The organism is uncultured Eubacterium sp. (assembly GCF_945980375.1).
Classification (GTDB): domain Bacteria; phylum Bacillota; class Clostridia; order Oscillospirales; family Acutalibacteraceae; genus Eubacterium_R.
This window is the reverse complement of the sequence record NZ_CAMFQO010000001.1, coordinates 153,616-179,203: the sequence shown is the minus strand read 5'-3', so window position 1 is coordinate 179,203 and position 25,588 is coordinate 153,616. Positions and strand designations below refer to the sequence as shown.

Genomic DNA, 25,588 nt, shown 5'->3' with positions numbered 1-25,588 from the left:
GGGATAATTTATGGCATATTCTAACGAGATATATAACAAAGCAAAAAGGATATTGGAAAAGCGACACGATACCGCTGTTATGGAGGCGGACATTCGCAGTGCTCACATCAAGGAGGAAATACCTGAAATCAACAAAATTCAGGCAGGGCTTTCACAGGTCGGCATCGAGATAAGTCAGCTTTTCTTTTACAAGCAGAATACCGATGAAAAGGTGCAGGAGCTTCGTGCAAGAAGTGAGGCACTTGTTGAGGAGCGTTCAAAAATCCTAAAGGCAAACGGATACAGCGAAAACGCAATGAAGCCGCAGTATTTATGTGATATGTGCGAGGATAAGGGCTTTATTAACGGCAGAATGTGTACCTGCCACAAGCAGCTGCTCAAGGATTTGATGCGCAGGGAGGTATCTCGCTTTGCACCTCTTGACAAATGCACCTTTGATAATTTTATTCTTGATTATTACAGTGAGCAACCAATGGAAAATGCAATAGTACCCCGTCAAAGAGCAGAAAAGATTTTTGACACCTGCCGAAAGTATGCACAGAATTTTTCACTCGGCAGTAAAAATTTGATTTTCTTCGGCGGTGCAGGTCTCGGCAAAACTCATTTGAGCCTTGCTATTGCAAATGTTGTAATTAACAAGGGCTATAATGTTTGCTACGGTACAAGTCAAAATATTTGTGATGATTTGCAAAGTGAGCAGTTTGGAAGAACAGATAATATTACATACACAAAAAATCAGGTGCTGATGTGTGATTTGCTTGTGCTTGATGATTTGGGTACCGAAATTGACAATCAGTACAGCATTGCAGCCTTGTATAATATCGTAAATTCACGCCTGCTTTCAGGCAGACCGACAATAATTTCAACCAACTACACCTTTGACAGACTTGAGGAAAAGTATGACAAGCGTATCACCTCTCGCCTGACAGGTGAGTACGTACCGTTTTATTTTATAGGAAATGATATAAGAAATATGTAATAAAATCGAATTGATTAAAAGCACTCTGTTTTACAGGGTGCTTTTTTATTGTCAATTGTTTCAATTCCTACCTTGTTGCAGGTGTATGCACTCGATTTGAATAAAACACAAAAAATAAATTTATTTTGCAAAATTTTGCCGTGATTATGCATTGATGATGAATAAAAGTCTTGATTTTCGCCTATGGGTGAGGGGGTTTGTTGATGAACACAAACCGCTTCAAACTATATTGACTTGAGGTGAATTTATGGCGAGAAGAAAGATGACCGCCCAACAGCAAATTGAAAAAGGGTTGAGTGAGCTTGCCTTTGGCTCGTGCAGTGATGCGATAAAGCTTTTGTTTATGAGCGATGACGAAATTATGCAACGTCTTCCTAAGCTTAAGCTTATCAACATCAGCGAGATTAAGCGACCTAAGGGCGGCGGAATGGAAATAAAGTTCTTTGACAGAATAAAGGCTTTTGAACGGCTGATGGATGCAGGCAACAACGGTGCCGACGGCTCATTGAGCTTTTATGAGGCGTTAGAAAAAAGTGCAAGGAGCACTGCCGAGGATGACCGCAATGGTTAAGTTCTATCCTTTTTCCGCAAAGCAGCTACTGGCTCTTAACTGGTGGTGCAACGGCAGTAAATTCGGCGATAAAAACGGCTTGATATGTGACGGGGCGGTAAGGTCGGGCAAAACCCTGTGTATGTCGCTGTCGTTCATATTTTGGGCATTTTATTCGTTTAACGATACCTCGTTTGCGCTGTGCGGCAAAACAATCAGCTCGTTGAGGCGGAATGTGGTTACTCCCATTGTGCCGATGCTTAAATCACTTGGCTTTTGTGTAACGGAAAAAATAAGTAAAAATCTTTTGGAAATTCAAAGAGGAAGCGTTAAAAACAGATTTTACATCTTCGGTGGCAGGGACGAAGGCTCTGCGGCTTTAATCCAGGGTATGACCTTGGGCGGTGTCCTTTTTGACGAGGTCGCACTTATGCCACGCTCATTTGTTGAGCAGGCACTTGCCCGTTGCTCTGTTGAGGGTTCAAAATTTTGGTTTAACTGCAACCCGGAGCATCCGTTTCATTGGTTTTATAATGAGTGGATAAAAAAGACCGATGAAAAGAATATGCTCTATATTCATTTTACCATGGACGACAATCCTTCTCTTTCGCCTAAAATCAAGAGTCGATATAAAAGCTTATACACGGGTGCATTTTATGACCGCTTTATTGAGGGCAAATGGGTTGCCGCCGACGGCTTGGTTTACCCAATGTTTTCTGTTGATAAGCACATTAGGTCTGCCGGTGATGAATTTAGTGAATATTACCTTAGCTGTGATTACGGCACGGTAAATCCTTTTTCGCTTGGACTGTGGGGCAGAGGTAATGACGGTTGGTATAGGATAAACGAATATTATCATTCGTCGCGTGACACGGGAGTTCAGTTGACGGACGAGGAATATTACGGGCATCTTAAGGAGCTTATCGGGGACAGAAAAATTACTGCCCTTATCATTGACCCGTCTGCCGCCTCGTTCATCGAAACGGTACGTCGTCACGGCGAGCTGACCGTTATCAAGGCGAGCAACGATGTGCTTGGCGGAATAAACAGAGTTTGTATGGCTCTGAAGCAAAACGAAATATTCTTTTCTCCCGTATGCACTGATACGATAAGAGAATTTTCGGTTTACCGCTGGGATGATGACATAAAGCGAGATGCACCCAAAAAAGAAAATGATCACGCAATGGACGACATACGTTATTTTGTTAACACGGTTTTAGCCAAAAAAACAGATGACTGTATGTTTTCCGTTGCAGTAGAAAGGAAGTGAAGCCTTGAGCATATTCAGCAAAAAGAACAATAAGGTAACAGACAACGGTATGCCTGCCTGCTCTGTTCAAACAGCAGGCGAAAGCTGTCATCCGTTTGCTTCTATTTCAAGCTATACACCGCTATCGCAGTATAACAACAGAATATACAGGTCCATAAGAGAAGGCGTGCCTATTATAGACAGTGCAATCAACAAGATTGTAAGGCTTATGGGCGGATTTGAAATCAGCTGCGGTGATGATAACACAGACAAGGCTATGAAAAGCTTTTTCTCAAAAATTAATGTCGGAGGCAATCAGCAGGGAATTTATGCGTTTGTTGATAATTTTATGAGTCAGCTATTAACCTACGGCTCCGCTATCGGTGAAATGGTTACAGATGAAAACGGAGGGCTTTATGCTCTTTACAACGGCGACCTTGACAGCGTCAGTGTTAAAAGAGCGGATAATGGCATCGATTTGGTGTTTTGCTCCGGCGGTTTAAGCGGCGGTGAGCCTTTTAAGCATCAGCAACGTATACTTTTCAGTGTTCTGAATCCGGAGGGGGACAGCATATACGGTACAAGCCTGCTTCGCGGTTTGCCGTTTGTGGCTGACATTTTGCTGAAAATTTACAACACGATTGGCACAAATTGGCAGAGGCTCGGTAATCTGCGATATGCCGTTACCTACACCCCACAGGGTGACGGGGTTGACAAGGCATTTGCAAAGGAACGTGCAAATCAAATGGCACAGGCGTGGCGTGATGCTATGAGCTCTACCGATAGGGTTAAGGATTTTGTTGCGGTAGGTGACGTCAAGGTAAGCGTTATAGGTGCCGACAATCAAATTCTTGACAGCGAGGTTCCTGTTAGGCAAATGCTTGAGCAGATTGTTGCAAAAACAGGCCTTATGCCTTATATGTTTGGTCTGTCGTGGTCCACTTCGGAAAGGATGAGTCAACAGCAGGCCGACATTCTTACAACCGAGCTGGAGGCGTACCGTCGTATCGTTTCGCCGATAATCAGGCGAATCGGCGAGGCATATCTTGCCGGTATCGGCATTTACAGAGAGGTTGAGGTTTTGTGGGACGATATTACCCTGCAGGACGAAATTCAAACGGCACAGGCTCGTCTTTACAATGCACAGGCAGACAGAATACTAAAGGAGGAAAACAATTAATGATCGGTTGTATTCAAAAAAGTCTTGCATCGGATGATGATATGAAAAAAATCCACGAGTTTGCAAGGCGTGAATTGATGCCACAGGAGGTCTATACCTTTAATGTTGATTTGTGCAACAACGACATTGACAGAGATTTTGAAAAGTTTTCTGTTGACACCCTTTATCAAATGAAGGATATGTTTGTTGGCAAAACAGGAATATTTGACCATTCTATGAAGGCATCAAACCAAAAGGCAAGAATTTTTGACACATTCGTTGTAAAAGAAAATGGCAAAATTACTGCCAACGGTGAGGAGCTGTACACTCTTAAGGCGAAGGCATATATGCTTAACAATGAGGAAAACAGCTCGCTTATTGCAGAAATTGATGCCGGTATTAAAAAGGAGGTTTCTGTTTCGTGCAGTATTGATAGGGCTATTTGCTCAATTTGCGGTGCCGATAAGCGCAAACAGCACTGCGAGCATATTCCGGGAAAGACTTATGCAGACAAGCTTTGCTTTTGTACCTTGACCGATGCCAAGGATGCATATGAGTTTTCGTTTGTGGCGGTTCCGGCTCAGCGCGAGGCAGGAATAACAAAATCGTTTCAAACAGCAAAGGAGAGAAAAATGCAGGAAATCATTAAGGCGATGCAGGGCTGCGAGCCTGTTACCCTTACAAAAAAGGAGGCAGGCAGGCTTTATTCCTACATCGAGGAGCTAAAAGAGGAAGCACAAATCGGTGAGGATTACAAAAGGCAGCTGTCCAAGGAGGTTGTGGACTTGTTTAAGTCGGCGTTTCCGGATATGGACGCAAAGCTGTTCTCTTCCGTTACAGCGGTTATGACAACCAAGGAATTAATAGGCTTTCGTGACGGAATGAAAAAACACAATTCAAAATCAAAAATTAAGCCACAGCTTTCTTCTGTGGCAGAAAACACAGCGAAGGACTTTTCGCAATTTAGAATTTAGGAGGATTTATTATGGTATCTTATAAGGGATTTGATGTTAAATGTATTACTATGACATGCGTTAACGCAGAACCTGACAAAATTGAGGTTGGCGATTTTGTAACAGCTGACCAATCGGGAAATGCATTTTTGGCACAGGATGGCAAGCCTTTTGTAGGCGTTGTTGTTGCAGTAAAGGATAATTACTACACCGTACAGGTAAGCGGTTATTATGAAATCAAATATGCCGGTGAGGCACTTCCGGTTTATGCAAGACTTGTTGTAAACAAAAGAAAGATTCTTCATAACGGTGGTTCAACCGCAGCCGCACCGTACAGAACTGTGCTTTGGGTTGACTCATCAGAGCAAAAAGCAGGTATTTTACTTTAATTTTTTAGGGAGGAGCAATTTATGACATTTGATACAATAAAGCTTGACAAGGGCTTATACACATCCGATAAGGGCTTTACAAGCTCACTTGAGGCTATTGACCCAAGTGAAAACTACAAGGGCACAGAGCTTGAGGGACTCGATGCATATGAGCGTCAGCTTAAGCGATTTGACATTAAGGTTAAGGGTCCTAAATCAGACCCGATTTCAAAGTTTTTCCAGACATCCGATTCGGCAGTTTTGTTCCCTGAATTCATTACAAGATCTGTCGCAACGGTTGTTACAAGCAAAAATGTTGTTGATGAGCTTATCGCAACAACAACCAATATTGATTCTATGGATTACCGCTCTGTACAGTGCGAGGCTATTGAGCCCGACAATGCAAAGCAGTCATTCATTAACGAGGGCGCATTTATTCCGGAGACAAGCATTACTCTCAGGGACAAGCTTACAACACTAAAGAAGAGCGGTAGAACCTTTGTCGCTTCTTACGAGGCTATCAAATCACAGCGTCTTGATTTGTTCTCAGTAACACTCAAGCAGATTGGTAACTACATTAACACCTGTCAGCTTTCACAGGCAGTAGAGGTGTTGGCAGAATTAGGTACCGTTGATATTAACACAATAGAATCAAACAGCATTTCATACAAAGATTTCATTGATATTTACACCGCGCTTGCGCCGTATGAATTTAATACCGTTATCGCAGAAACAGCCAAGTTCAACAGCATTTTGAGCCTTGATGAGTTTAGAGACGGTGCAGCAGGTCTTAATATGCACGCAACCGGCAATATGATTACACCTTACGGTGCAAAGCTTATCCATTGCCAAACAAATATTTTGCACAACGATATTGTTGCTTTTGATAAGAATTATGCACTTGAAAAGGTACAGCTCGGCAATCCTGTTGATGTTGACTATGATAAGATTATAGACCGTCAGCTTGAACGAGCAACCGTTACAAGCACTGTAGGCTTCAACCGTATTGTAGACAAGGCAGTTGTGTACCTTTCTGAAACAGTTTAATCTATGGATACAGGCAGAATAACACAGGTGCTTTGCACAATAGGTAATGCTTCAATTGACGAGGCAGAGCGATATATGTCGCTCATCGAAATGAACTGTGCAGAGTTTTCGGATAGGGAATACAACGAAGCCGATACGGCATTGCTTGAATATTACGTTGCCGCAAAAACAAATTACCAAATTGCTCTTGCACGTAACGACGGCGAAATCTCGTCGTTTTCGGCAGGAGATGTAAAGGTCACGGCATCGTCAGGCAACGCAATCCAAAATGCAAAAGCCTTGTATGAGTCTGCTTATTCCGGTATTTCTCATTTGGCAAAGGACAGAGGCTTTTGCTTTATGGAGGTGTAAATGTGCAGTTAAATAATATTTCAGGTACAGTTTCAGGTCTTCTTGATAGGTATGCCAAGGATTGCACAATTACAACAGAGCAGGGACAGGTCATCACCGCAAAGGTGATGGCCCAGCACCTGTGGCGCAAGGACAAAACAAGATTTGAGGCAACGCCAACCAAAATCGGTCTTAACCGAAAAAATTATATCATCGGAATATTCAGCCTTGATGTAACGGGATTTGGCAGAAACGATATGCTTAACCTTTTGGATAAGGATTATTTTTTTATCAAATCAAGTCCTGTTTTTCTGGGCGAGGAGGTTTTGTACTATACTGCCGTGCTTCGAGAAGCGGTAAAGGGGGATGAGAATGTATTTGAGTAAGGAAACAAATGCCCTGCTTGATAAGCTTAAATCAAGCACAGGTGTTGAGGACATTTGCTTTATTAAGGCGTGTCCGTATGCAACAAAGCAAACAAGGCTTGAAAAAAAGATATGCACCTTATCTCCGTGCGAGCTTGATTTGGACAGCATAAGCGTTGACAATGAGTTTTTTTATGGCAAATACGGGATAGAGCTTGCACTTTATGTGCCGTACGATTTTGGCTCACCCGTTGCCTTTGATGATATGGAAAGAATAGTGCGTGCAGCAATGGATGATGCTGTATGCGGAATAAAGCTGTCAACGGTTTTGAAGGACTCAACAACAGAGTGCTACAAGGTCAAGGCAGTGTTGACCTTTTCATTGTCGTATAGTAGGGAGGCTTGATTATGAGTGATGATTTTGAATATGAGTCTGCCGAGCAGGTCAGCGATTATATTATGCTTGATTCAAGGCGATATGACAGTACGGTGAGGGGTGATTGATATGCAGTATATGAAAATGAAATACAGAGGCTTTGAGTTTAATGTAAATCCTAAAAGCCTAAAGATTTCCATGAACAAAAAAATATCAAGGTACGACACCGTATATGCCGAGGAGCTTTGTGTTCAAGGTACAAACAGGCTATACACGGTCAGCGGTAACGGTTGCTTTGTGGGTGAGGATTCGGCAAAAAAGGCTTTTGAGCTTGTCAGAGCCTACAATAAAAAGGGCAGTGATTATTTGTTTTTGCCAAATTCCGTGCCGATAAAGGCGTGCTTTTCCTCGCTTAGCATCAGCTATTCTGCAGGCAATGACAGGGTGGATTATTCGTTTGAATTTGTGCAGGAGTGTAAGGAAAAGAAAGAGGAGCATAACCCTGATTATACTGTTGCCGCCGACGGCGAAAATCTTTTTGACATTGCTCACCGTACCGGTATGCAAATAGAAAATCTTGTTGAAGCCAACGATTTCGGTGATGTTTTTGCAGTTAAAGAGGGTGACAGAGTATGGCTGATTTGACCTTTAAGCTTTATGCCCTTGATGATAACGAGATAAAACCGAAGGCGGTTTTGTCGTATGAGCTGAGCCGAGATGCAGATGCGGCTTGTGACGGCTTGAGGCTTAATCTTTTGCTTGATGAGGCAGGTGCGGAGCTTTATACGGTAAAGGCGTTTTACGGTAAGGTATGTGCCTTTAACGGCTATGTTGACACTCAACGGGAAAGTATAAATGCTAACGGCTCGACCTGCTTTTTGTATTGTCGGTCGAGTGCCTGCCTGCTTGTTGACAGCGAGGCAAAGCCTTTTACATACAATTCTCCAAGCGTTAATGCACTGTTTGAAATAGACATTTGTGACGGCTTTAGGCTTTGTATGGATAATGTATTCAGCGATATTCAATATCAGGTAAGCAAGGGCACTTCAAAATTCGGATTGCTTAATGATTTTGTGTTTAATGTTACAGGCAACAGAATAAGGGTTAATTCTAAAAATGAAATTGTTATGCTGAAATCCGAAAGGGTAATCAAAATTGACCGTGACGGCATCCTTAGCGTTAAAAGAGAAATCAACCGAGGTAATGCCGTTATGGGTGTTGATTACAAGCTGAACAGTTCGGATGATTACCTGTATCACAGAGTAAGCCGTTTTATGCAGAAAAAAAGAATATCCGCAACACGAATGTTAAATATGTCCAATGTTCCCGATTGGCAAAGAGAAACAAGGCTTTCCTCATTTGTAAGCAATGCAAATGCAGGCTACTGCTGTTGGGAGCTTAAGCTGTCGGGATATGCCGACATTGATTTGGCAGACATAATCAGGACAGACCTTGACGGCTTTGATGATTACGGTGACGTGGTGGCGGTCGGTATAAGGCATACCTGTAATGCCTCGGGTGAATACACGATAATTAAGGCATACAGTGCTTTGGATTTGGAGGAGCTTAGCTATGTGGATGAGTAAAAAAATATCACAATCTGTCAAAAGTGATTCTGCCGAAAAGGGCAGGGTTACTCTTTCTGACAAGCAGATAGAGGCAGGCGCAACCGTAACAAGAAGAAATATAGATTGCTACACGCCGTATGGCTTTAACAGCCTGCCTCCTGTTGACGAGCAGGTTATTATGGTGCCGTCGAGTGATGGAACGGTAGTGCTCGGCACCTTGAACAATCCCGAAAATATTGAAAGCGGAGAGGTTGAACTCCGTTCGTTGGGAGGTGCTTATATTTTGCTTAAGAATAACGGCGATGTTGTTATTAACGGATTGGTGATTAACAGGCAGGGAGTGATTGAAAATGAATGATGAATTGGATTTTACGGTACAGCTTATTGAGGATGCCGTAAGGTGCTTTGCGGTTAAGCGAGGAGAATTTTACGCAGATAAAAATTTTGGCTCAAGGATTAGGCAAAGCAGGTCTATGGCAGAGGTTCTTGCTTATGCAAGGCAAAGCGTTGCCGGGCTTGACGGCGTTTTTGTAAAATCCGCAAGGGCTGTATCTGACAGTGCAATTACTTTTGATGTTTTGATTAACACAGAGGAAAGGCAGGTGACTGTTGATTTTGGTAAGCTTTAATGAAATTTTGGAGAATATGAAATCAACCTATTTTGAACAATCGGGTCAGGTGCTTGATATGTACAGCGAGACCGGATTAAGACTTAAGGCGGTGGCAACCGAGCTTTTTAATCTTTATGTTAAGGGCGAGTATCTGCTTGGGCAATCAAGCTGGCAAACCGCCACCGGCGATTATCTTGACCGTATCGCAACCGAATGCAGTATTCAGCGAAAGACTGCAAGCAGGGCAACGGGTACATTGACCTTTTATATAGACGCCCCGAGAGAAGCTGAGGTGAGCATTCCGTCCGGTATTATTTGCTCAAAAAAGGGATACAAGTATATTCAGTACATAACCCTTGAGCCTGCTGTTATCGGCATAGGTGAGGTATCCTGTACAGTTGCGGCGCAGTCGATTGGCTGCGGTGATGAATACAATGCAGGCTATGGCGAAATATCGGTTATGGTAAATCCGCCAAGCAGTATTGTGGGCGTGCAAAATCTTGTCAGCTTTACGGGTGGATGCAGTGACGAGGATGACGAGGCACTGCGCAGCAGAATTAAATCGGCTCTTAAATATCCGGCAAACGGTGTAAACGTTGAATTTCTTAACGGAAGGGTTATGACTCTTGACGAGGTAGTCGGTTGCAGAATTGTCAGAGAAAACGAGTCTGTCGTTTGCTTGCTGAAAACAAGAGATAACACAATTTCGGATAATTTGAGGGATAAGGTTTTAGATATCCTTTCGCTGTTTACACTTTTTGATATTAACGTTGAGGTGAGAATAGACGATGCAGGCGATATATAACAGGCTTGACGCGCTTTACACAACGGCTTTGATAGACACATCGGATGCTCTTGTAAAAGCAGAGCTGACGGCTGTTGCGCAACAGATATATGCTTTGACCTGTTATCTGAACGGTATTTGTGCCGGCGGAGCAATCAATATTTTTCAGCCCATAAGCAGAGAGCTTATCTCCTACGCCCTTGGTGATACGGAATATTGTGTTGACGGAAAAAGCATAACAGTATCACGTTATGACATTGATACTATCGGTAAAATTTCAAACAGCTGGTTTGGCATAGGATATGATGTTTATTTGGCAGGCAGCGGCAAAAGCTGGAATGAGCTTGATGATGAGAATACGCCGTGGACAATGATTAACGGCAGAGAATTAAGATGGACTATGGCAGAAAGCAGGTGATTATTTGAGCAGTACAAACAAAACAGAGGAGCTTGGACTTAATCAATGGGTAGGCACGGATGTGCCCAAAATGGAGGATTTTAACAACGATAATGCTTTAATTGACAAGGCAATCAGCGACCATATTTGGAGCGCCTCTGCCCATGTTACCATGGAGCAGAAAAAGGCTTGGAGCAATCCTATTAACTGTGCGGTTTATCTCGGAGACGGTGCGGATACACGCAGAGTTAAGCTTAATTTGGGCTTTGAACCTTCAATTTGCTTTGTATTTGCCGTCAGTCAGCCTCCGAGTGTGGCAGACTTCGGCAACAACATGGACTATAATTATTTTGGTATTGCCACAATAAACGGCAGTATGGTTGGATTAAATCTTGACGGCAATTATCTTGAGGTTGCTACGGGCGCCACAACTGCAGTCTTTGAAAGGCAATGCTATAATCAGTTAGGTAAATCCTATTTGGTTATCGGCTTTAGATAAATTGTCTGAACCGGTTGGCTCCCCTTGTTAATATCTAATAAGGGGATTGTAAAAGCGTATTGAACATAAAGTTCAATACGCTTTTTGCCATATTATGTAAAAATATATTGCAATGCCCTTTTGATATATGCTAAAATATAAGCAGTTTTAGGAAAAGGGGGATTTTCTTTATGAAGGAAGAAAACAGAAAATATGCCCGTGAGGCAATGAGTATTGTTGAACACGCGGCACATAAAATCGGCTCTCGTCTGCCGGGTACAGACGGCGAAATTAAGCTCCACGAATATATGGGCGACAAGCTGAGAGAGATTGGCATTGAGCCAAAGACAGAGGAGTTTGCAGTATCTCCCCGTTCATCAATCGGCGGTCTTTCATATGCAGGCTGGGCAGGAGTTATCATCAGCATCGGTGCAATTATTGCTGTTGCCTGTGGCTTTAACAATCTTTGGTATGCACTTGCGGCTCTCGGCATTATCACAATTGTTTGGCTTGTGTTCAGCTGCTTTTTCTACAAAACATGGTTTGATATGTTCTTCCCGCAGGAAATCAGCCGTAACACCCTCGGCGTTTTGGAGCCGGAGGACGGCAAGTACGATTACACAATCATCCTTTCGGGCCACACAGACACATCTTGGTGCTGGCGACACAGCGAGCATGCATATAAGTACAAGGACACAAAGCCTGTTATGGGTCTTATTGCAACCTACGGTAAGGTTGGCTTTGGTGCAGTTTGCGTTATTTTAATGGCGTTGTTTTCAGTCTTTATGGCAGTTGTAAACATTGCAAGCTTTGCGGGTGCACAGTGGGCAGCTACGTTTCTTAACTCACAGGTTTACACAAACATTATGTTTGCCATGAATTTTGTTCCTATCGTAACAGCTATCGGCTCGTTGTTTGTTGTTATGTGGGGCGACCCTAACCCAAGAAATGCATCTCGCGGTGCAATGGATAATGCAACAGGTATCGGTCTTAGCTATGCTGTTCTTAAATATTTTAAGGAAAACCCGGATAAGATGCCAAAGAACTGCCGTATCATTGATGCGAACATCGGCTCTGAGGAAGCAGGCCTTCGCGGCTCAATGTTCTTTGCACAGGAGCACAGATTTGACGATATGACAAAGAATGCATGGAACATTAATATCGACTCTGTTGCCGACGAGGATTACTTTGAGGTAGTTATTAAGGACGATTGGCAGGGCTGTCGCTTTGACACCGATATGGAAAAGATGTTTAAGGACACCTTTGCTGAAATGGGAATTGAGTCAAAAACAAACGGTTGCATCCACAATCCTGTTGGAGGCTGTGATTCAACACCTATGACAAGGGCAGGCATTAAGTCTGTTACCTTTGCTGCTCAAAACCCAATGCTCACCTGGTACTATCACACATGGAGAGATATGCCTGAGCGCTTCAGTGAGGATACAGTAGGTCTTGGCTTTGATGTTGTTCTTTCGGTTATCGACAAGATTGCAAAATTCCAAGAGGAAAAGGGCTACAACGGTCCTCAAAAATAGTAAATAAAAATAAAAAATCCCGATGCTTTTTTGTGCATCGGGATTTTTTATTTTTCGGTTTTCAGCAGTCTTGCGCCGTGTGCTTCAATTGTGAGCGTGTCGGTACAGACTGTATTTTTTTGCCAAATATCGTAGGCGTTTTGAACGCTGTAATTAACTGTTATAGGCTTGTCGTCGGTGTTGAACAGGGCGGTGTATTTGTGTTTTTCGCTTTCCGCCGCCCAAATTATGTAGCCCTTGCCGTCAATCTCGTTGCGTTCGATTTCTTTTGCGTTTTGAGCCGTTTTGTGCATCAGCATATATTCCTCGTTTTGTAAAAGCGAGAGAGTGAAATCGTCGTTTTCAGGCATATTTCCGCCTATCATAAGCGGACTGCCAAATATTCCCCAAAGTGACATAAGTGTATAATGCTCGGCTTTAGTGAAATTGGACATCCTGTTTTGTGCTCCGTGATACGAGCAAAGCTTTGATATTCTGCCTATCGGCAGCATATCACAGTCGGGATAATTGCCTTGCTTTGTTACGCCCTGCCACTGCTTGCATTTGTCAAACATAGGATAAAGATGCTCCCACAAATCCCAAAAATCGCCGGTCATCCTCCACATATTTGCGTTTTTGCAAAGATGCTCCGCCTTTTCTCTCGGTGCAGGACCGGGCGACAGCGACAGCACGATTTCTCTGCCACAGCCGTCTATTGCCTTACGGAGCATTTCAATTTCGTAATCTGCGGAGTACGGATTATCCCATTTTCTGAATTCGGTTACGCAGATGTCGTCGCACTTAATGAAATCAACGCCCCAATCAGCGTACATATTTATGATTGAATTATAGTATTCCTGTGCACCCTCGCAGTTGTACATACCGTACATATCGGTGTTCCAGGAGCATACGGAAAAATGATGTGCAACCTCTCTGCAGGTTTTGTCGCTGTTGTAAATAGGACAGTTTTGGTGGACTGCCTGTCGCGGAATACCGCGCATAATATGTATGCCGAATTTCAGCCCGAGTGAATGAACATAATCTGCAATAGGCTTGAAGCCCTTGCCCCCGGCGCTTGACGGAAAACGGTTTTCGGCAGGAATCAGCCTGCCGTATTCGTCCATACAAAGCTCGGTAAAATTATTATAATCGTTGCTTCTTGCCTTTGGCTCGTACCATTGTATGTCGCACACGATGTATTCCCAACCGTACTGCTTAAGATTCTTTGCCATATAATCGGCGTTTGCAATAAGCTCCTCTTCGGTTACTCCGGCACCAAAGCAGTCCCAGCTGTTCCAACCGCACGGAGCAGTTTTTGCCCATTGTCTAAAATTGCTCATACTTGCCCTCCCAATTAATAAGCCTTAAATCATTAAGCTCAATCGGTGTTATGCCAAGGGTGTTAAGAAGCTCCTTTGCCTTGCCAAGATTTTCTTTGTCGCCGTACACGTTCGGGCTGTGCGCATCAAGACCTATGATAACGGGGTTGCCTGATTTTGCAACAATTTGCCAAAAGTCATTGTTTGGGTAGTTTCGCTTTGACGTGTAGCCCAAAAAATTAAATTCAAGCGGTATTCCCGTTTCCTTCAGCCTTTCAACAAAATAAGCCATTTTCTTTAAGTAAACCTGTTTGTCGCCTGTAAAATTAATTAAATCCGGATGAGCCACATAGGTGAACGCACCTGTTTTTACACCCATAATAACCTGCGAAATGTATTTGTCCAAAACAGCAACAGAGTCTGTTTCTACTCCCGAATACTTTGCATATGGCTCGTATTCATTGTCGGTGTAGTGCTGACCGAGAATTAAATAATCATACTTGAAGCTTTTAAGGTATTCAATCTCTTTGTCGAACAAATCAGGGAAATATTCAAGCTCAAATCCAAGCCTAATATCAATAATGCCTTTGTATTTTTCCTGCAAAGCTCTTACAGAGCTTACATAGTCCTGCGTATCTTCAAGGCTAATCCTGTATCCGCTTTTGTGTCCGTTAGGAAAAGCATACGGAGCATGGTCGGAAAAGCCCATAACGGTGTAGCCGTTTTGTATTGCACAAAGGACATATTCCTCGTCTGCTCCCGAGGCGTGATTGCACCTTACGGTGTGGGTGTGAAAATTAAAGCTCATTACTTTGTTTTAACACTTTCAAGGAATTTGATAAACTGAGCCTTGCCCGTTTGCGTTCTGTCGTAAACTCCGCATTGCTCAAGGATTTCGGTAAACACAAGACCAATCTCCTGCTTAAGAATATCGTCAATATTATTTGCGTTTATATTGTGCTTATTCTTAATCATTTCAGACCATTCGTAGTGCTTTGCAAGCACCTCGTCGTTGCGAATATCGTCGCCGTTAAGCATAGCCTTTGCAAGAGCCTCCATTTCGCCCTTGAGCCTTGACGGCAAAACAGCAAGCCCCATAACCTCGATAAGACCGATGTTTTCCTTTTTGATGTGGTGATGCTCCGGGTGTGGGTGATAATAGCCTGCGGGATATTCCTCGGTTGTGATGTTGTTCCTCAAAACAAGGTCAATCTCGAATTTGCCGTTTCTCATTCTTGTTATAGGGGTGATAGCATTGTGAAGCTCGCCGTCATATTCTTTTCCGAGGATAAATGCCTCCTCGTCGGTGTAGCCCTCCCATGCGTTAAAGATTATTCCGGCAAGGTCGGCAAGTCTGTCCTTGTCCTCGCAGGCGAGCCTGATAACACTCATGGGCCATTTTACGATACCGCCCTCAACGTCCTCGTAGCCCTCAAATGTAAACGGAGTTTCGATAGGAGCCTTTGCCATGGCAAATTCGTAGTTGCCTCCCTGAAAATGCTCGTGGGTGAGGATTGAGCCGCCTACAATCGGCAGACCTGCATTTGAGCCGATGAAATAGTGCGGGAATAATTCGAGGAACGAAAGGAGCTTTACGATAGCAGCCTTGTCAATTTTCATCGGGGTGTGCTTTGCGTTAAATACTATGCAATGCTCGTTGTAGTAAACATACGGAGAATACTGCATAAAGAAGTCCTCGCCGTCAAGCACCATGGGAATGATACGGTGGTTTTGGCGTGCAGGGTGGTTTACTCTGCCTGCATAGCCCTCGTTTTCCTTGCACAAAAGGCATTTTGGGTATGAGGTGGATTTCATTTTAAGAGCCGCCGCAATAGCCTTTGGGTCCTTTTCCGGTTTTGAAAGGTTAATGGTGATGTCAATATCACCGTACTCTGTTTTTGTTATCCATTTGACATCGTTTTTAATTCTGTATGTGCGTATGTAATCGCTGTCACAGCTTAGCTTGTAGTAATAATCTGTTGCCTGCTTAGGTGATGCCTTGTAAAGCTCGTTGAACTTGCAGATAACCTCGCTCGGCTTGGGTGTAAGAAGTCCCATAATTTTTGTATCAAATAAATCACGGTATACAACACTGTCCTCGCAAAGACCGTTTTCTACCGCATAGTCGAGGATTGAAGCGAGTATTTCCTCAAGCTCGGCATCCTGCACCTCACATTCATCGAAGGCATCCATCTCAAGAGCCTGACAAACGGAATTAATTGCCCAAATTTCATCCTCTTTTTTTATCATATCATTGTCAATAGCATATTTTACCAAAGATTTGATTGCTGTGTTTATGTTCATAACGCGACCCCTTTTCTAATTTGTTCTAAAATATTATAAATGTTATTAAAAGAGATTTCAATATATATTTGGTAATTGTATAACTTTTTGTTAACTTTTGCTTATTTTGCTTTACGGCATAGCATTTTCGTGTTATTCTGTTAATACAATATATAATACAGATAGGGTGATGATATGAATATTTGTGTTTTCGGTGCGGCAAGCAAAACAATAGATGAAAAATACATAAAGCCTGTTGAGGCAATGGGAGAATATCTTGCAAAGCACGGCCATAACCTTGTATTCGGTGCAGGTGCTACCGGTGAAATGGGCGCTGTTTCAAGAGGCTTTAAGAAGGGCGGAGGCAAAATTCACGGAGTTGTTCCGGAATTTTTTAAGGAAGACTTGGATGAATTTGTAAATTGGGGTTGTGATGAGCTTACTGTTACCCAAACCATGCGTGAGCGCAAGGGAATTATGGAGGACTTGTCTGATGCCTTTATAATCACACCGGGTGGCTCGGGTACATTTGAGGAGCTTTTTGAGGTGCTTACGCTCAAGCAGCTCGGCAGACACAGAAAGCCTATCGCAATTTATAATATCGACGGATATTATGATTTGCTTGTTGATACAATTAAGTACGCTATTGACACAGAGTTCATTAAGCCAAACTGCGAACGTCTTTTTGCTGTGTTTGATGAAACTCAATTTGACAGTATGATTGATTATATTGAAAACGACAATATGGATAATATGACCGTTAAGGATTTGAAATAGGGGTGCAAGGTACAATATGAAAAAATATGTAATCGCTATCGGCAGAGAGTATTGCTCGGGCGGTAAGGAAATAGGCAAAAAGGTTGCCGAGAGGCTGGGCATTGCTTATTTTGACAAGGATGAGCTTCGTGAACGCTCGCGTGAGCTTGGCGTTGACGAGGGCTTGTTTGAGATGTTTGACGAACAGCCTACTCGCTCATTTTTGTTTTCCGTTGTTATGGACCCTTACTCAATCGACAATGCCGTAAACTCGGGCAAGGTGCTTGAGGCACAGCGAAGGGTTATAGAAAATGCCGCCGATGAAGGACCGTGTGTAATAGTCGGCAGACGCGCTGACAAAATACTTGAGGATACCGACGGTGTGGAGGTTATCCCTGTGTTTATCGGTGCGGATATTGAGGACAGAGTTGAACGTTACTTAAAGAGTGATGCCTCCGATAAGCCTCGCAACGCACGTAGGTTTGTTGAGCAAAGGGACAGAGAGCGTGCCTCGTATTATAATTTCCTCGGCGACGGAAAGTGGGGCAAGGCAAGCAATTATGCAATGTGCTTTTCAACCTCAAAAATGAGCGAGGATAAGATTTGCGATGTGATTTGCGATTATGTAAAAGGTCTTTAATACGGTAGAATTTAACGCCTTGAATTTGACGAAAATTCAGGGCGGTTTTTTATACATATGTAAGAATTTGAAAAAGTTGAAAAAAGTTATTGACATATGTCAATAATGTAGTATAATACCAATGAAGCAAGAAAAGGTATTGTCATCTCGGAGGTGTTTTATGGCGAGACCAAGAAAGCCCAGACGCATTTGCGCTTATCCTGATATTATGGGATTTAGGCCATTTGGTGACTATGCCGATGTGGTTGATTTAACCCTTGATGAATACGAGGTTATGCGATTGATGGACACTCTTAGTTATTCTCAAGAGGAGTGTGCAAAGCAAATGGATGTTGCAAGGTCGACCGTTGCTGCAATATACGAATCGGCGAGGCTCAAAACTGCTGACGCTATAATTAACGGAAAGTCACTTGTTATTCACGGCGGCGATGTGGAGCTGTGCAGGAGCAGCAGTACATGCTGTCGCAGATGCGGTCAAAAGGCATGTGTTGACTGTGAACACGGTACAAGCCCACAGTGTAAAATCAATGTGACTCGATAACATTACAAATTTTTACGGAGGAAAAGAAATGGAAGCGTGGAGAAATTTTAACAAGGGTGTTTGGTGTGACGGTATTGATGTGTCAAACTTCATTAAGCTTAACTACACACCGTATGACGGAGACGGCTCATTCTTGCAGGGACCGACAGAAAGAACAAATAAGACAATGCAAAGAGTAAATGAGCTCCTTATTGCAGAAAATGAAAAGGGCGGCGTGCTTGATGTATGCACAGAGCGAGTTCTTTCAATTTTGTCACATGATGCAGGTTATGTAGTTGATAAGGATACAGACATTATTGTAGGCTTGCAGACAGATGCTCCTCTTAAGAGAGGCGTTTCACCGTTTGCCGGCTTTAGAAATGCAGTTCAGGCTTGCAACGCATACGGCTACGAGCTTTCAGAAAAAATCAAGGATGAGTTCACATACAGAACAACTCATAACACAGGTGTATTCCGTGCGTATACAGATACAATGAAGGCTGCACGTCATGCAGGTATTCTTACAGGCCTTCCCGATGCATATGCACGCGGCAGAATTATCGGTGACTATCGCCGCATTGCTCTTTACGGTATGGATTATCTTATTGAGCAAAAGAAGCTTGACAAGCAAAAGATGGGCGAAAAAGAGGTTCTTGATGAAGAAACAATCCACTGCCTTGAGGATTTGTCAAAGCAGCTTGACTTTATGAATCAGCTCAAGGGCTTGGCTCTTCGCTACGGCTATGATATTTCAAAGCCTGCTACAAATGCAAAAGAAGCAATCCAGTGGCTCTACTTCGGCTACCTTGGTGCTATCAAGGAGCAAAACGGTGCTGCAAACTCAATCGGCAGAATTGCTGAGTTTATGGACATTTATATTCAAAGAGACCTTGAAGAAGGCGTGCTTGATGAAACTCACGCTCAGGAGCTTATTGATGACCTTGTTGTAAAGCTTAGATTAGTTCGTCACCTTCGTACTCCTGAATATAACGATTTGTTCGCAGGCGATCCTGTTTGGGTAACAATGGCTTTGGCAGGTGTAACAGGCGAGGGCAAGCATATGGTGTCAAAGACATCATTCCGTGTACTTCAAACACTTTACAACCTTGGTCCTTCAGCAGAGCCTAACATCACTGTTTTGTGGTCTGACAGACTCCCTCAGGGCTTCAAAAACTTCTGCGCTCAGGTTTCTATTGATACCGACTCTATCCAGTACGAAAACGATGATGTTATGAGAAGAATGTACGGCGACGATTACGCTATTGCTTGCTGTGTATCTGCTATGAAAATGGGCAAGCAAATGCAGTTCTTCGGTGCAAGATGTAACCTTGCAAAAATTCTTCTTATGGCTCTTAACGGCGGTAAGGATGAAATCGAGGGACATCAAATTGCTCCTCAGGGCGATGTCTTCGATGAAAAGGAGCTTTCATACGAGGAGGTTTACACTGCATACAAGAAGTATCTTTCTTGGATGGCTCGTTTGTATGTAAATACAATGAACATCATTCACTATATGCACGACAAGTATGCGTATGAAAGACTTATGATGTCACTGCACGATACAGATGTTGAAAGACTTATGGCTTTTGGTGTATCAGGCTTCTCTGTTGCAGTTGACTCACTTTCTGCAATTAAGTATGCAAAGGTTACTCCTGTTAAGGACGAGCGTGGCATTATCACCGACTTTAAGGTAGAGGGCAAGTTCCCTAAGTACGGTAATGATGACGACAGAGCAGACCTTATCGGCAAGGATTTGATTGAGTACTTCTATCACGAGCTTTGCAAGACTCCTTGCTATCGCGGTGCAAAGCACACCTTGTCAATCCTTACAATTACATCAAATGTTATGTACGGCAGAAAGACAGGCTCAACACCTGACGGCAGAAAAGCAGGCGAGCCTTTTGCTCCGGGTGCAAACCCAATGCACGGCAGAGATTGCGAGGGCGCTTTGGCTTCTCTTAACTCTGTTGCAAAGCTTAACTATGCTTGCTGTCAGGACGGTATTTCAAATACCTTCTCAATCACTCCGGATGCTCTCGGCAGTGATAAGGATAATCAAATCGACCACCTTACAACAATGCTTGACGGTTACTTTGAGCAGGACGCTCATCATCTTAATGTAAACGTTTTGAACCGCGAAAAGCTTATTGCTGCAATGGAGGACCCAACCCTTTATCCGTCGCTTACAATCCGTGTATCAGGATACGCAGTAAACTTTAATAAGCTTACAAGGGATAAGCAGGAAGAGGTTATTGCGCGTACATTCCATCAGTCAATGTAATGGAATAAGAAATATTAACAAGCATCACACAGTATAGTTTTATACTGTGTGATACTGTATTTATATACATTTTATATATCGGAGTTAAAAATGGAATTGGTTAAGGGCAGACCTGCCGATACAAACGGCAGAGAAGAAAAGGAAATAAGGGTGTACGACCTTTTGGACGAGCTGGGAATTGAATATTACCGCACCGACCACGAGGAAGCAAACACTATGGAAAAGTGCAATGAGATTGACAAGATTTTGGATACAATAATATGCAAAAACCTGTTTTTGTGTAACCGTCAAAAAACGGATTTTTATATGCTTATGATGCCGGGTGACAAGCCGTTCAAAACAAAGGATATTACCAAACAACTCGGCTGCTCAAGGCTGTCGTTTGCATCACCTGAATTTATGGAGGAGTTTTTGGATATTAAGCCGGGAGCTGTTTCTATTATGGGATTGATGAACGATAAAAACAATCGTGTTCAGCTTGTGATTGATCGTCCTGTTGCCCAAAGCGAAACCTTGGGATGTCATCCCTGTGTGTGTACATCGTCATTGAAATTTCAAACAAAGGACATTTTGCAAAAATTCCTCCCTGCCGTTCATCACGAGCCTATCATAGTTGATATGCCCGATTACGAGGAGGATGATAATGGCTAATATTCATTCGTTTGAATCTCTTGCGGCGGTTGACGGCGAGGGCATTCGCTTTGATGTTTTCTTTACGGGCTGTCCGTTGCGATGTGCCTACTGTCATAATCCGGACACCTGGCATAAAGGTGATATAGAAATGTCGGCACGTGAGGTTTTTGAAAAGGCAAGGAGATATAAGCCGTATTTCAAAAACGGGGGCGGCGTAACATTTTCCGGCGGTGAGCCGTTGCTTAATGCAAAATTTATCAACGAGATTTATCCTATGCTAAAGAGCGAGGGAATCGGCTATTGCCTTGACACCTCCGGCTCGGTTGAACTGACTGATGAGGTTACGCAGGCGATTGACAACGCCGATATGATTATTCTTGATATTAAGTTTTACAACGCAGATGATTATGCCAAGTGGACCAAGGGTAATTTTGAGCTTCCGTTGGCAGTTGGAAAATACGCAACAAAAAAAGGCAAGCGTATGTGGCTTCGCACCGTTGTTGTGCCGGGCATTAACGACACGGAGGCTGATATGGATGCCTATGCAGAATTTGCAAAGCAATTCAAATTTGAAAAATATGAGCTTCTCGGCTTTCATACCATGGGCTTTTTCAAGTATGAGGAGGCGGGCATTAAAAATCCCCTTAAGGATACAAAGCCGCTTGACCGAGACAGACTCAGGGAATTGCAGGAATATCTTAACAGTAAAATAGAATCTGCTTGAGACGGCAGGTTCTTTTTTATACATAACGGTTAGCACTTTATGCCTTAAATTGCTAATAAATTGTGAATTTTCAAATTTTTTACCAAAAAAGTGTTGACAAATCGATATGTCGGTTATAATATAAGTACATAGAGTTAGCACTCACATATGCAGAGTGCTAATTGTAGAAAAGGAGGAAAGGATATGATCGGCAACAGGCGTTCGGATATACTTAATCTGATTATTAATCATTATATTCAAACCGGCGAGCCTATGGGCTCAAAAACCCTGTGCCAGCTTCTTCCTTATTCAGTTTCCTCCGCAACCATAAGAAACGAGATGGCTGCCCTCGGCGAGATGGGATTTTTGCAGCAACGCCATACCTCGGGAGGCAGAGTTCCCACAAAGGCGTCGTACAGGTATTATGTTGACAACTTGATTGTGCCGGAGCCTCTCACCCCATTTGAAAAGCAAAGGATAAATCAACTGCTCAGCGTAAATGCGGCAGACCCCGAACGATTACTTTCGGATGCGGCAAGGCTTTTGTCGGATGTAACGGGATGCACCTCGTTTTTCAGCACTGTTAAGGATGAATACGATTGTGTGCAGGGTGTTGATTTAATCCCTGCCGGTGAAAATAAGGCAATGCTTGTTATGCTTACCGTTGGCGGTAAAATCAAATCATCTGTTATCCAAATGCCGTGCAGAATTGACGACGGCTTCAGGCGATTGTTTTATGCAATAGCAAGGGAATTCTTCATCGGTGTTCCCGTAAATGAGATAAATATGTCGCTCATTCAGTCAACTGCTCCCGTGCTTCGCGACAGGTTGTTTGATATGCTTCCTGCGTTATCATCGTTTTGCTCTCTTTGTAAGGAGGCAAGCGACGGTACCTTGCAGGTTTTCGGTCAAAACAATCTTTTGTCGCAGGAGGAGCTTGGTGACAGCGTATTTGGGCTGTTGACATTTCTTGCTGAAAAAACAAAGCTTGAAAAAATGCTTACGCAATTTGCAAAAAGCAAAGTCAACAACGTTCTTTTCTTGGGCGAGGAAAACCCGGTGTACGAGCTTAAAAATACCGCTACGGCTGTTGCAAAGTTTAAGTATTACGACGATCAGCTTGCAACCCTCGGCATCATAGGCTCGTTAAGAATTGATTATAGTTCTATCCTCCCGAGGATAGATTATATAGTAAAAACCTGTTCTAAATTGCTTAGGCAGTAAAGAGTAATCAGAACTTGGATTTAGGAGGGTGGAGTAATATATGAGTAAAAAAGAAAAGGAAACAGAAGAAATCAAGGATGCTGCTGTTGACGTGACCGAGGAGGCTAACGAAGAAGCAACCGAGGAAAAGACAGAGCCAACCTTGGAGGATCAGCTTGCAGATGCAAAAAAACAGCTTGCATACACAGCGGCGGAATATGCAAATTTCAGAGCAAGGTCGGCAAAGGAAAAGGAGCAAACCTATTCCAATGCAAAGGGCAACGTTGTTGCCGAAATCCTGCCTGTTATTGATAATCTTGAAAGAGCAATCGCACAGGACACAAATGATTATGAGGCACTCAAAAAGGGTGTTGAAATGACACTTGACGGCTTGATGAATGCACTTTCAAAAATCGGCGTAGAAGCCTACGGCGAAAACGGTGACAGCTTTGATCCTAATTTTCATAATGCAGTAATGCACGTTGAGGATGAGGAGCTTGGCGAAAATGTTATCACCGACGTTTTCCAAAAGGGCTATAAAATAGGTGACAGAGTTATCAGACCGGCTATGGTTAAAACAGCAAACTGATAACAAAAAAATCTAAAACAAGTAAAGGAGATATTTATTATGGGAAAAATTATTGGTATTGATTTGGGTACAACAAACAGCTGTGTATCGGTTATTGAAGGCGGTGAGCCTGTTGTAATCGCAAACGCAGAGGGTGCAAGAACAACCCCTTCGGTTGTTGCATTCACAAAGGACGGCGAAAGAATGGTAGGCGCAGTTGCAAAGCGTCAGGCTATCACTAATCCGGACAAAACAATTTCATCAATCAAAAGACATATGGGCTCTGATTACAAGGTAAACATTGACGGCAAGGATTACACTCCGCAGGAGATTTCATCAATCATTCTTCAAAAGCTTAAGGGTGATGCAGAGGCTTATCTCGGTCAAAAGGTAACAGAGGCTGTCATCACTGTTCCTGCTTACTTCACAGACTCACAGCGTCAGGCAACAAAGGATGCCGGTAAAATTGCGGGCCTTGAAGTAAAGAGAATTATCAACGAGCCTACAGCTGCTGCCTTGGCATTCGGTATTGACAAGGAGGACGACCAAAAGGTTATGGTTTACGACCTTGGCGGCGGTACATTCGATGTATCAATTATCGAGATGGGCGACGGCGTTCAGGAGGTGCTTGCAACAGCAGGTAACAACCACCTCGGCGGTGACGACTTTGATAAGAAGATTATGGACTGGCTTGTTGCAGACTTTAAGGCACAAAACGGTATTGACCTTTCAACAGATAAGATGGCTATGCAACGTGTTAAGGAAGCAGCAGAAAAGGCAAAGATTGACCTTTCAGGTATGACACAGGCACAGATTTCACTTCCGTTTATAACAGCAGATGCAACAGGTCCAAAGCATCTTGAGGCAACTCTTACAAGAGCAAAGTTTAACGAAATGACAGCAGACCTTGTTGAAGCAACAATGGGACCTGTTCGTCAGGCTATGAAGGATTCAGGCCTTTCAATGAACGAAATTGACAAGATCCTTCTTGTCGGCGGTTCAACCCGTATTCCTGCTGTTCAGGAGGCTATCAAGTCATTCTCCGGCAAGGAGCCGTTCAAGGGCATTAACCCTGACGAGTGTGTTGCTATGGGCGCTGCAATCCAGGGCGGTGTTCTTAACAACGATGTAGACGGTCTTGTACTTCTTGATGTAACTCCGCTTTCATTGGGTATTGAAACAATGGGCGGTGTAAACACAGTAATCATTGAGCGTAATACAACTATCCCTACAAAGAAATCACAGATTTTCTCTACCGCTGCAGATAACCAAACATCAGTTGAGGTTCATGTATTGCAGGGTGAAAGAGAATTTGCAAGGGATAATAAGACTCTCGGTATGTTCCACCTTGACGGTATTTTGCCTGCACGCCGCGGTGTTCCGCAGATTGAGGTAACCTTTGATATTGACGAAAACGGTATTGTTCACGTAAGTGCAAAGGACCTTGGCACAGGCAAGGAGCAAAACATCTCTATCACAGCTTCGTCAAATATGTCAAAGGAAGATATTGAAAAGGCTGTAAGAGAGGCAGAGCAGTTTGCCGAGGAGGACAAGAAGAAGAGAGAGGCAGTAGACCTTCGTAACAACGCAGACCAGATGGTATATCAAACAGAAAAGATGCTTTCCGAGGATGCCGACAAGTTCTCTGCTGACGACAAGGCAGAGCTTGAAACAAAGGTAAATGCGCTTAAGGAGGCTCTTAAGGGCGAGGACCTTGAGGCAATTAAATCTACTCAAGAGGATTTGACAAACAAGTTCTACGAGGTTTCACAAAAGCTTTACGAGGCTGCACAGGCTGCTCAAAATGCACAGGCAGGCCCTCAGGCAGACCCAAATGCACAGGCAGGCGGTAACGCAGGCTATACAGATGCCGACTACACAGAGGTAGACGACAACTAATTATAAATACTAAATAGCAGGGGCGACTTCGGTCGCCCGTTCTATGATATTCACA

Annotated in this window: 30 protein-coding genes; 27 read left to right on the top strand and 3 right to left on the bottom strand. The window is 43.3% G+C overall.

Going from position 1 to position 25,588, the window contains the following annotated elements; all coding sequences use genetic code 11:
• The first annotated feature begins 10 nt into the window (after window positions 1–10).
• From Q0P34_RS00860 to Q0P34_RS00775, 18 genes are all read left to right on the top strand, one after another.
• On the top strand, window positions 11–979 hold the full coding sequence (locus Q0P34_RS00860; protein WP_294951541.1) for an ATP-binding protein: 969 nt from the start codon (window positions 11–13) through the stop codon (window positions 977–979).
• A gap of 247 nt (window positions 980–1,226) precedes the next feature.
• Window positions 1,227–1,550, top strand: coding sequence for a hypothetical protein (locus Q0P34_RS00855; RefSeq protein WP_294951538.1), 324 nt, complete (start codon window positions 1,227–1,229; stop codon window positions 1,548–1,550).
• A complete protein-coding gene (locus Q0P34_RS00850; RefSeq protein ID WP_366783418.1) occupies window positions 1,534–2,799 on the top strand; it encodes a PBSX family phage terminase large subunit in 1,266 nt (421 codons plus the stop codon). The genes Q0P34_RS00855 and Q0P34_RS00850 overlap by 17 nt, the downstream gene beginning before the upstream one ends.
• A gap of 4 nt (window positions 2,800–2,803) precedes the next feature.
• On the top strand, window positions 2,804–3,958 hold the full coding sequence (locus Q0P34_RS00845; protein ID WP_294951537.1) for a serine/threonine protein phosphatase: 1,155 nt from the start codon (window positions 2,804–2,806) through the stop codon (window positions 3,956–3,958).
• Complete coding sequence (locus Q0P34_RS00840) at window positions 3,958–4,911, top strand: hypothetical protein (protein WP_294951535.1); 954 nt, start codon at window positions 3,958–3,960, stop codon at window positions 4,909–4,911. Before Q0P34_RS00845 ends, Q0P34_RS00840 begins: the two co-directional genes overlap by 1 nt.
• Before the next feature lie 11 nt (window positions 4,912–4,922).
• Window positions 4,923–5,279, top strand: a complete 357-nt coding sequence (locus Q0P34_RS00835; RefSeq protein WP_294951533.1) for a hypothetical protein — start codon at window positions 4,923–4,925, stop codon at window positions 5,277–5,279.
• A 21-nt stretch (window positions 5,280–5,300) separates the two neighbouring features.
• Complete coding sequence (locus Q0P34_RS00830) at window positions 5,301–6,305, top strand: phage major capsid protein (protein WP_294951531.1); 1,005 nt, start codon at window positions 5,301–5,303, stop codon at window positions 6,303–6,305.
• 3 nt (window positions 6,306–6,308) lie between these two features.
• Window positions 6,309–6,656, top strand: a complete 348-nt coding sequence (locus tag Q0P34_RS00825; RefSeq protein ID WP_294951529.1) for a hypothetical protein — start codon at window positions 6,309–6,311, stop codon at window positions 6,654–6,656.
• 2 nt (window positions 6,657–6,658) lie between these two features.
• Window positions 6,659–7,021, top strand: coding sequence for a hypothetical protein (locus tag Q0P34_RS00820; RefSeq protein ID WP_294951527.1), 363 nt, complete (start codon window positions 6,659–6,661; stop codon window positions 7,019–7,021).
• Entirely contained in the window at window positions 7,008–7,406 is a 399-nt protein-coding gene (locus Q0P34_RS00815) for a hypothetical protein (protein ID WP_294951525.1), read from the top strand. The genes Q0P34_RS00820 and Q0P34_RS00815 overlap by 14 nt, the downstream gene beginning before the upstream one ends.
• A 99-nt stretch (window positions 7,407–7,505) precedes the next feature.
• On the top strand, window positions 7,506–8,021 hold the full coding sequence (locus tag Q0P34_RS00810) for a LysM domain-containing protein (protein WP_294951523.1): 516 nt from the start codon (window positions 7,506–7,508) through the stop codon (window positions 8,019–8,021).
• The gene (locus Q0P34_RS00805; protein ID WP_294951521.1) at window positions 8,009–8,962 is read left to right on the top strand and encodes a hypothetical protein; all 954 of its coding nucleotides are present in this window, start codon (window positions 8,009–8,011) and stop codon (window positions 8,960–8,962) included. Before Q0P34_RS00810 ends, Q0P34_RS00805 begins: the two co-directional genes overlap by 13 nt.
• A complete protein-coding gene (locus tag Q0P34_RS00800) occupies window positions 8,955–9,302 on the top strand; it encodes a hypothetical protein (RefSeq protein ID WP_294951519.1) in 348 nt (115 codons plus the stop codon). The genes Q0P34_RS00805 and Q0P34_RS00800 overlap by 8 nt, the downstream gene beginning before the upstream one ends.
• Entirely contained in the window at window positions 9,295–9,573 is a 279-nt protein-coding gene (locus Q0P34_RS00795) for a hypothetical protein (protein ID WP_294951517.1), read from the top strand. The genes Q0P34_RS00800 and Q0P34_RS00795 overlap by 8 nt, the downstream gene beginning before the upstream one ends.
• A 16-nt stretch (window positions 9,574–9,589) precedes the next feature.
• Entirely contained in the window at window positions 9,590–10,360 is a 771-nt protein-coding gene (locus tag Q0P34_RS00790) for a baseplate J/gp47 family protein (RefSeq protein ID WP_294951516.1), read from the top strand.
• Window positions 10,344–10,757: a hypothetical protein gene (locus Q0P34_RS00785; RefSeq protein WP_294951514.1), complete on the top strand. Its 414-nt coding sequence runs from the start codon at window positions 10,344–10,346 to the stop codon at window positions 10,755–10,757. The genes Q0P34_RS00790 and Q0P34_RS00785 overlap by 17 nt, the downstream gene beginning before the upstream one ends.
• Before the next feature lie 4 nt (window positions 10,758–10,761).
• Entirely contained in the window at window positions 10,762–11,235 is a 474-nt protein-coding gene (locus Q0P34_RS00780; protein WP_294951512.1) for a hypothetical protein, read from the top strand.
• Window positions 11,236–11,405: 170 nt separating this feature from the next.
• On the top strand, window positions 11,406–12,749 hold the full coding sequence (locus tag Q0P34_RS00775) for a M28 family peptidase (RefSeq protein ID WP_294951510.1): 1,344 nt from the start codon (window positions 11,406–11,408) through the stop codon (window positions 12,747–12,749).
• 47 nt (window positions 12,750–12,796) lie between these two features.
• Here Q0P34_RS00775 and Q0P34_RS00770 read toward each other — a convergent pair whose 3' ends face one another.
• Genes Q0P34_RS00770 through galT form a run of 3 tightly spaced genes read right to left on the bottom strand, consistent with a single transcriptional unit; the run spans window position 12,797 to window position 16,351 of the window.
• Window positions 12,797–14,068 (bottom strand): glycoside hydrolase family 27 protein, encoded by a 1,272-nt coding sequence (locus Q0P34_RS00770; protein ID WP_294951508.1) that lies wholly within the window; start codon window positions 14,066–14,068, stop codon window positions 12,797–12,799.
• Complete coding sequence (locus Q0P34_RS00765) at window positions 14,055–14,855, bottom strand: histidinol-phosphatase (RefSeq protein WP_294951506.1); 801 nt, start codon at window positions 14,853–14,855, stop codon at window positions 14,055–14,057. Before Q0P34_RS00765 ends, Q0P34_RS00770 begins: the two co-directional genes overlap by 14 nt.
• Complete coding sequence (gene galT, locus Q0P34_RS00760; protein ID WP_294951504.1) at window positions 14,855–16,351, bottom strand: UDP-glucose--hexose-1-phosphate uridylyltransferase; 1,497 nt, start codon at window positions 16,349–16,351, stop codon at window positions 14,855–14,857. Before galT ends, Q0P34_RS00765 begins: the two co-directional genes overlap by 1 nt.
• Window positions 16,352–16,525: 174 nt before the next feature.
• Between galT and Q0P34_RS00755 the strand changes: the two genes are divergently transcribed.
• From Q0P34_RS00755 to dnaK, 9 genes are all read left to right on the top strand, one after another.
• Window positions 16,526–17,107: a TIGR00730 family Rossman fold protein gene (locus tag Q0P34_RS00755; RefSeq protein ID WP_294951502.1), complete on the top strand. Its 582-nt coding sequence runs from the start codon at window positions 16,526–16,528 to the stop codon at window positions 17,105–17,107.
• A gap of 16 nt (window positions 17,108–17,123) precedes the next feature.
• Window positions 17,124–17,726, top strand: coding sequence for an AAA family ATPase (locus Q0P34_RS00750; protein WP_294951500.1), 603 nt, complete (start codon window positions 17,124–17,126; stop codon window positions 17,724–17,726).
• Between the two features lie 160 nt (window positions 17,727–17,886).
• A complete protein-coding gene (locus tag Q0P34_RS00745; RefSeq protein ID WP_294951498.1) occupies window positions 17,887–18,267 on the top strand; it encodes a DUF134 domain-containing protein in 381 nt (126 codons plus the stop codon).
• A 28-nt stretch (window positions 18,268–18,295) separates the two neighbouring features.
• Window positions 18,296–20,527, top strand: a complete 2,232-nt coding sequence (pflB, locus tag Q0P34_RS00740; protein ID WP_294951496.1) for a formate C-acetyltransferase — start codon at window positions 18,296–18,298, stop codon at window positions 20,525–20,527.
• Between the two features lie 90 nt (window positions 20,528–20,617).
• Entirely contained in the window at window positions 20,618–21,178 is a 561-nt protein-coding gene (locus Q0P34_RS00735) for a prolyl-tRNA synthetase associated domain-containing protein (RefSeq protein ID WP_294951495.1), read from the top strand.
• Window positions 21,171–21,884: a pyruvate formate-lyase-activating protein gene (gene pflA / locus Q0P34_RS00730; RefSeq protein WP_294951493.1), complete on the top strand. Its 714-nt coding sequence runs from the start codon at window positions 21,171–21,173 to the stop codon at window positions 21,882–21,884. Before Q0P34_RS00735 ends, pflA begins: the two co-directional genes overlap by 8 nt.
• A gap of 183 nt (window positions 21,885–22,067) precedes the next feature.
• Complete coding sequence (gene hrcA / locus Q0P34_RS00725) at window positions 22,068–23,087, top strand: heat-inducible transcriptional repressor HrcA (RefSeq protein ID WP_294951491.1); 1,020 nt, start codon at window positions 22,068–22,070, stop codon at window positions 23,085–23,087.
• Between the two features lie 40 nt (window positions 23,088–23,127).
• Entirely contained in the window at window positions 23,128–23,655 is a 528-nt protein-coding gene (grpE, locus tag Q0P34_RS00720; protein WP_294951489.1) for a nucleotide exchange factor GrpE, read from the top strand.
• Between the two features lie 39 nt (window positions 23,656–23,694).
• Window positions 23,695–25,533 (top strand): molecular chaperone DnaK, encoded by a 1,839-nt coding sequence (gene dnaK, locus Q0P34_RS00715; protein ID WP_294951487.1) that lies wholly within the window; start codon window positions 23,695–23,697, stop codon window positions 25,531–25,533.
• Window positions 25,534–25,588: the final 55 nt, after the last annotated feature.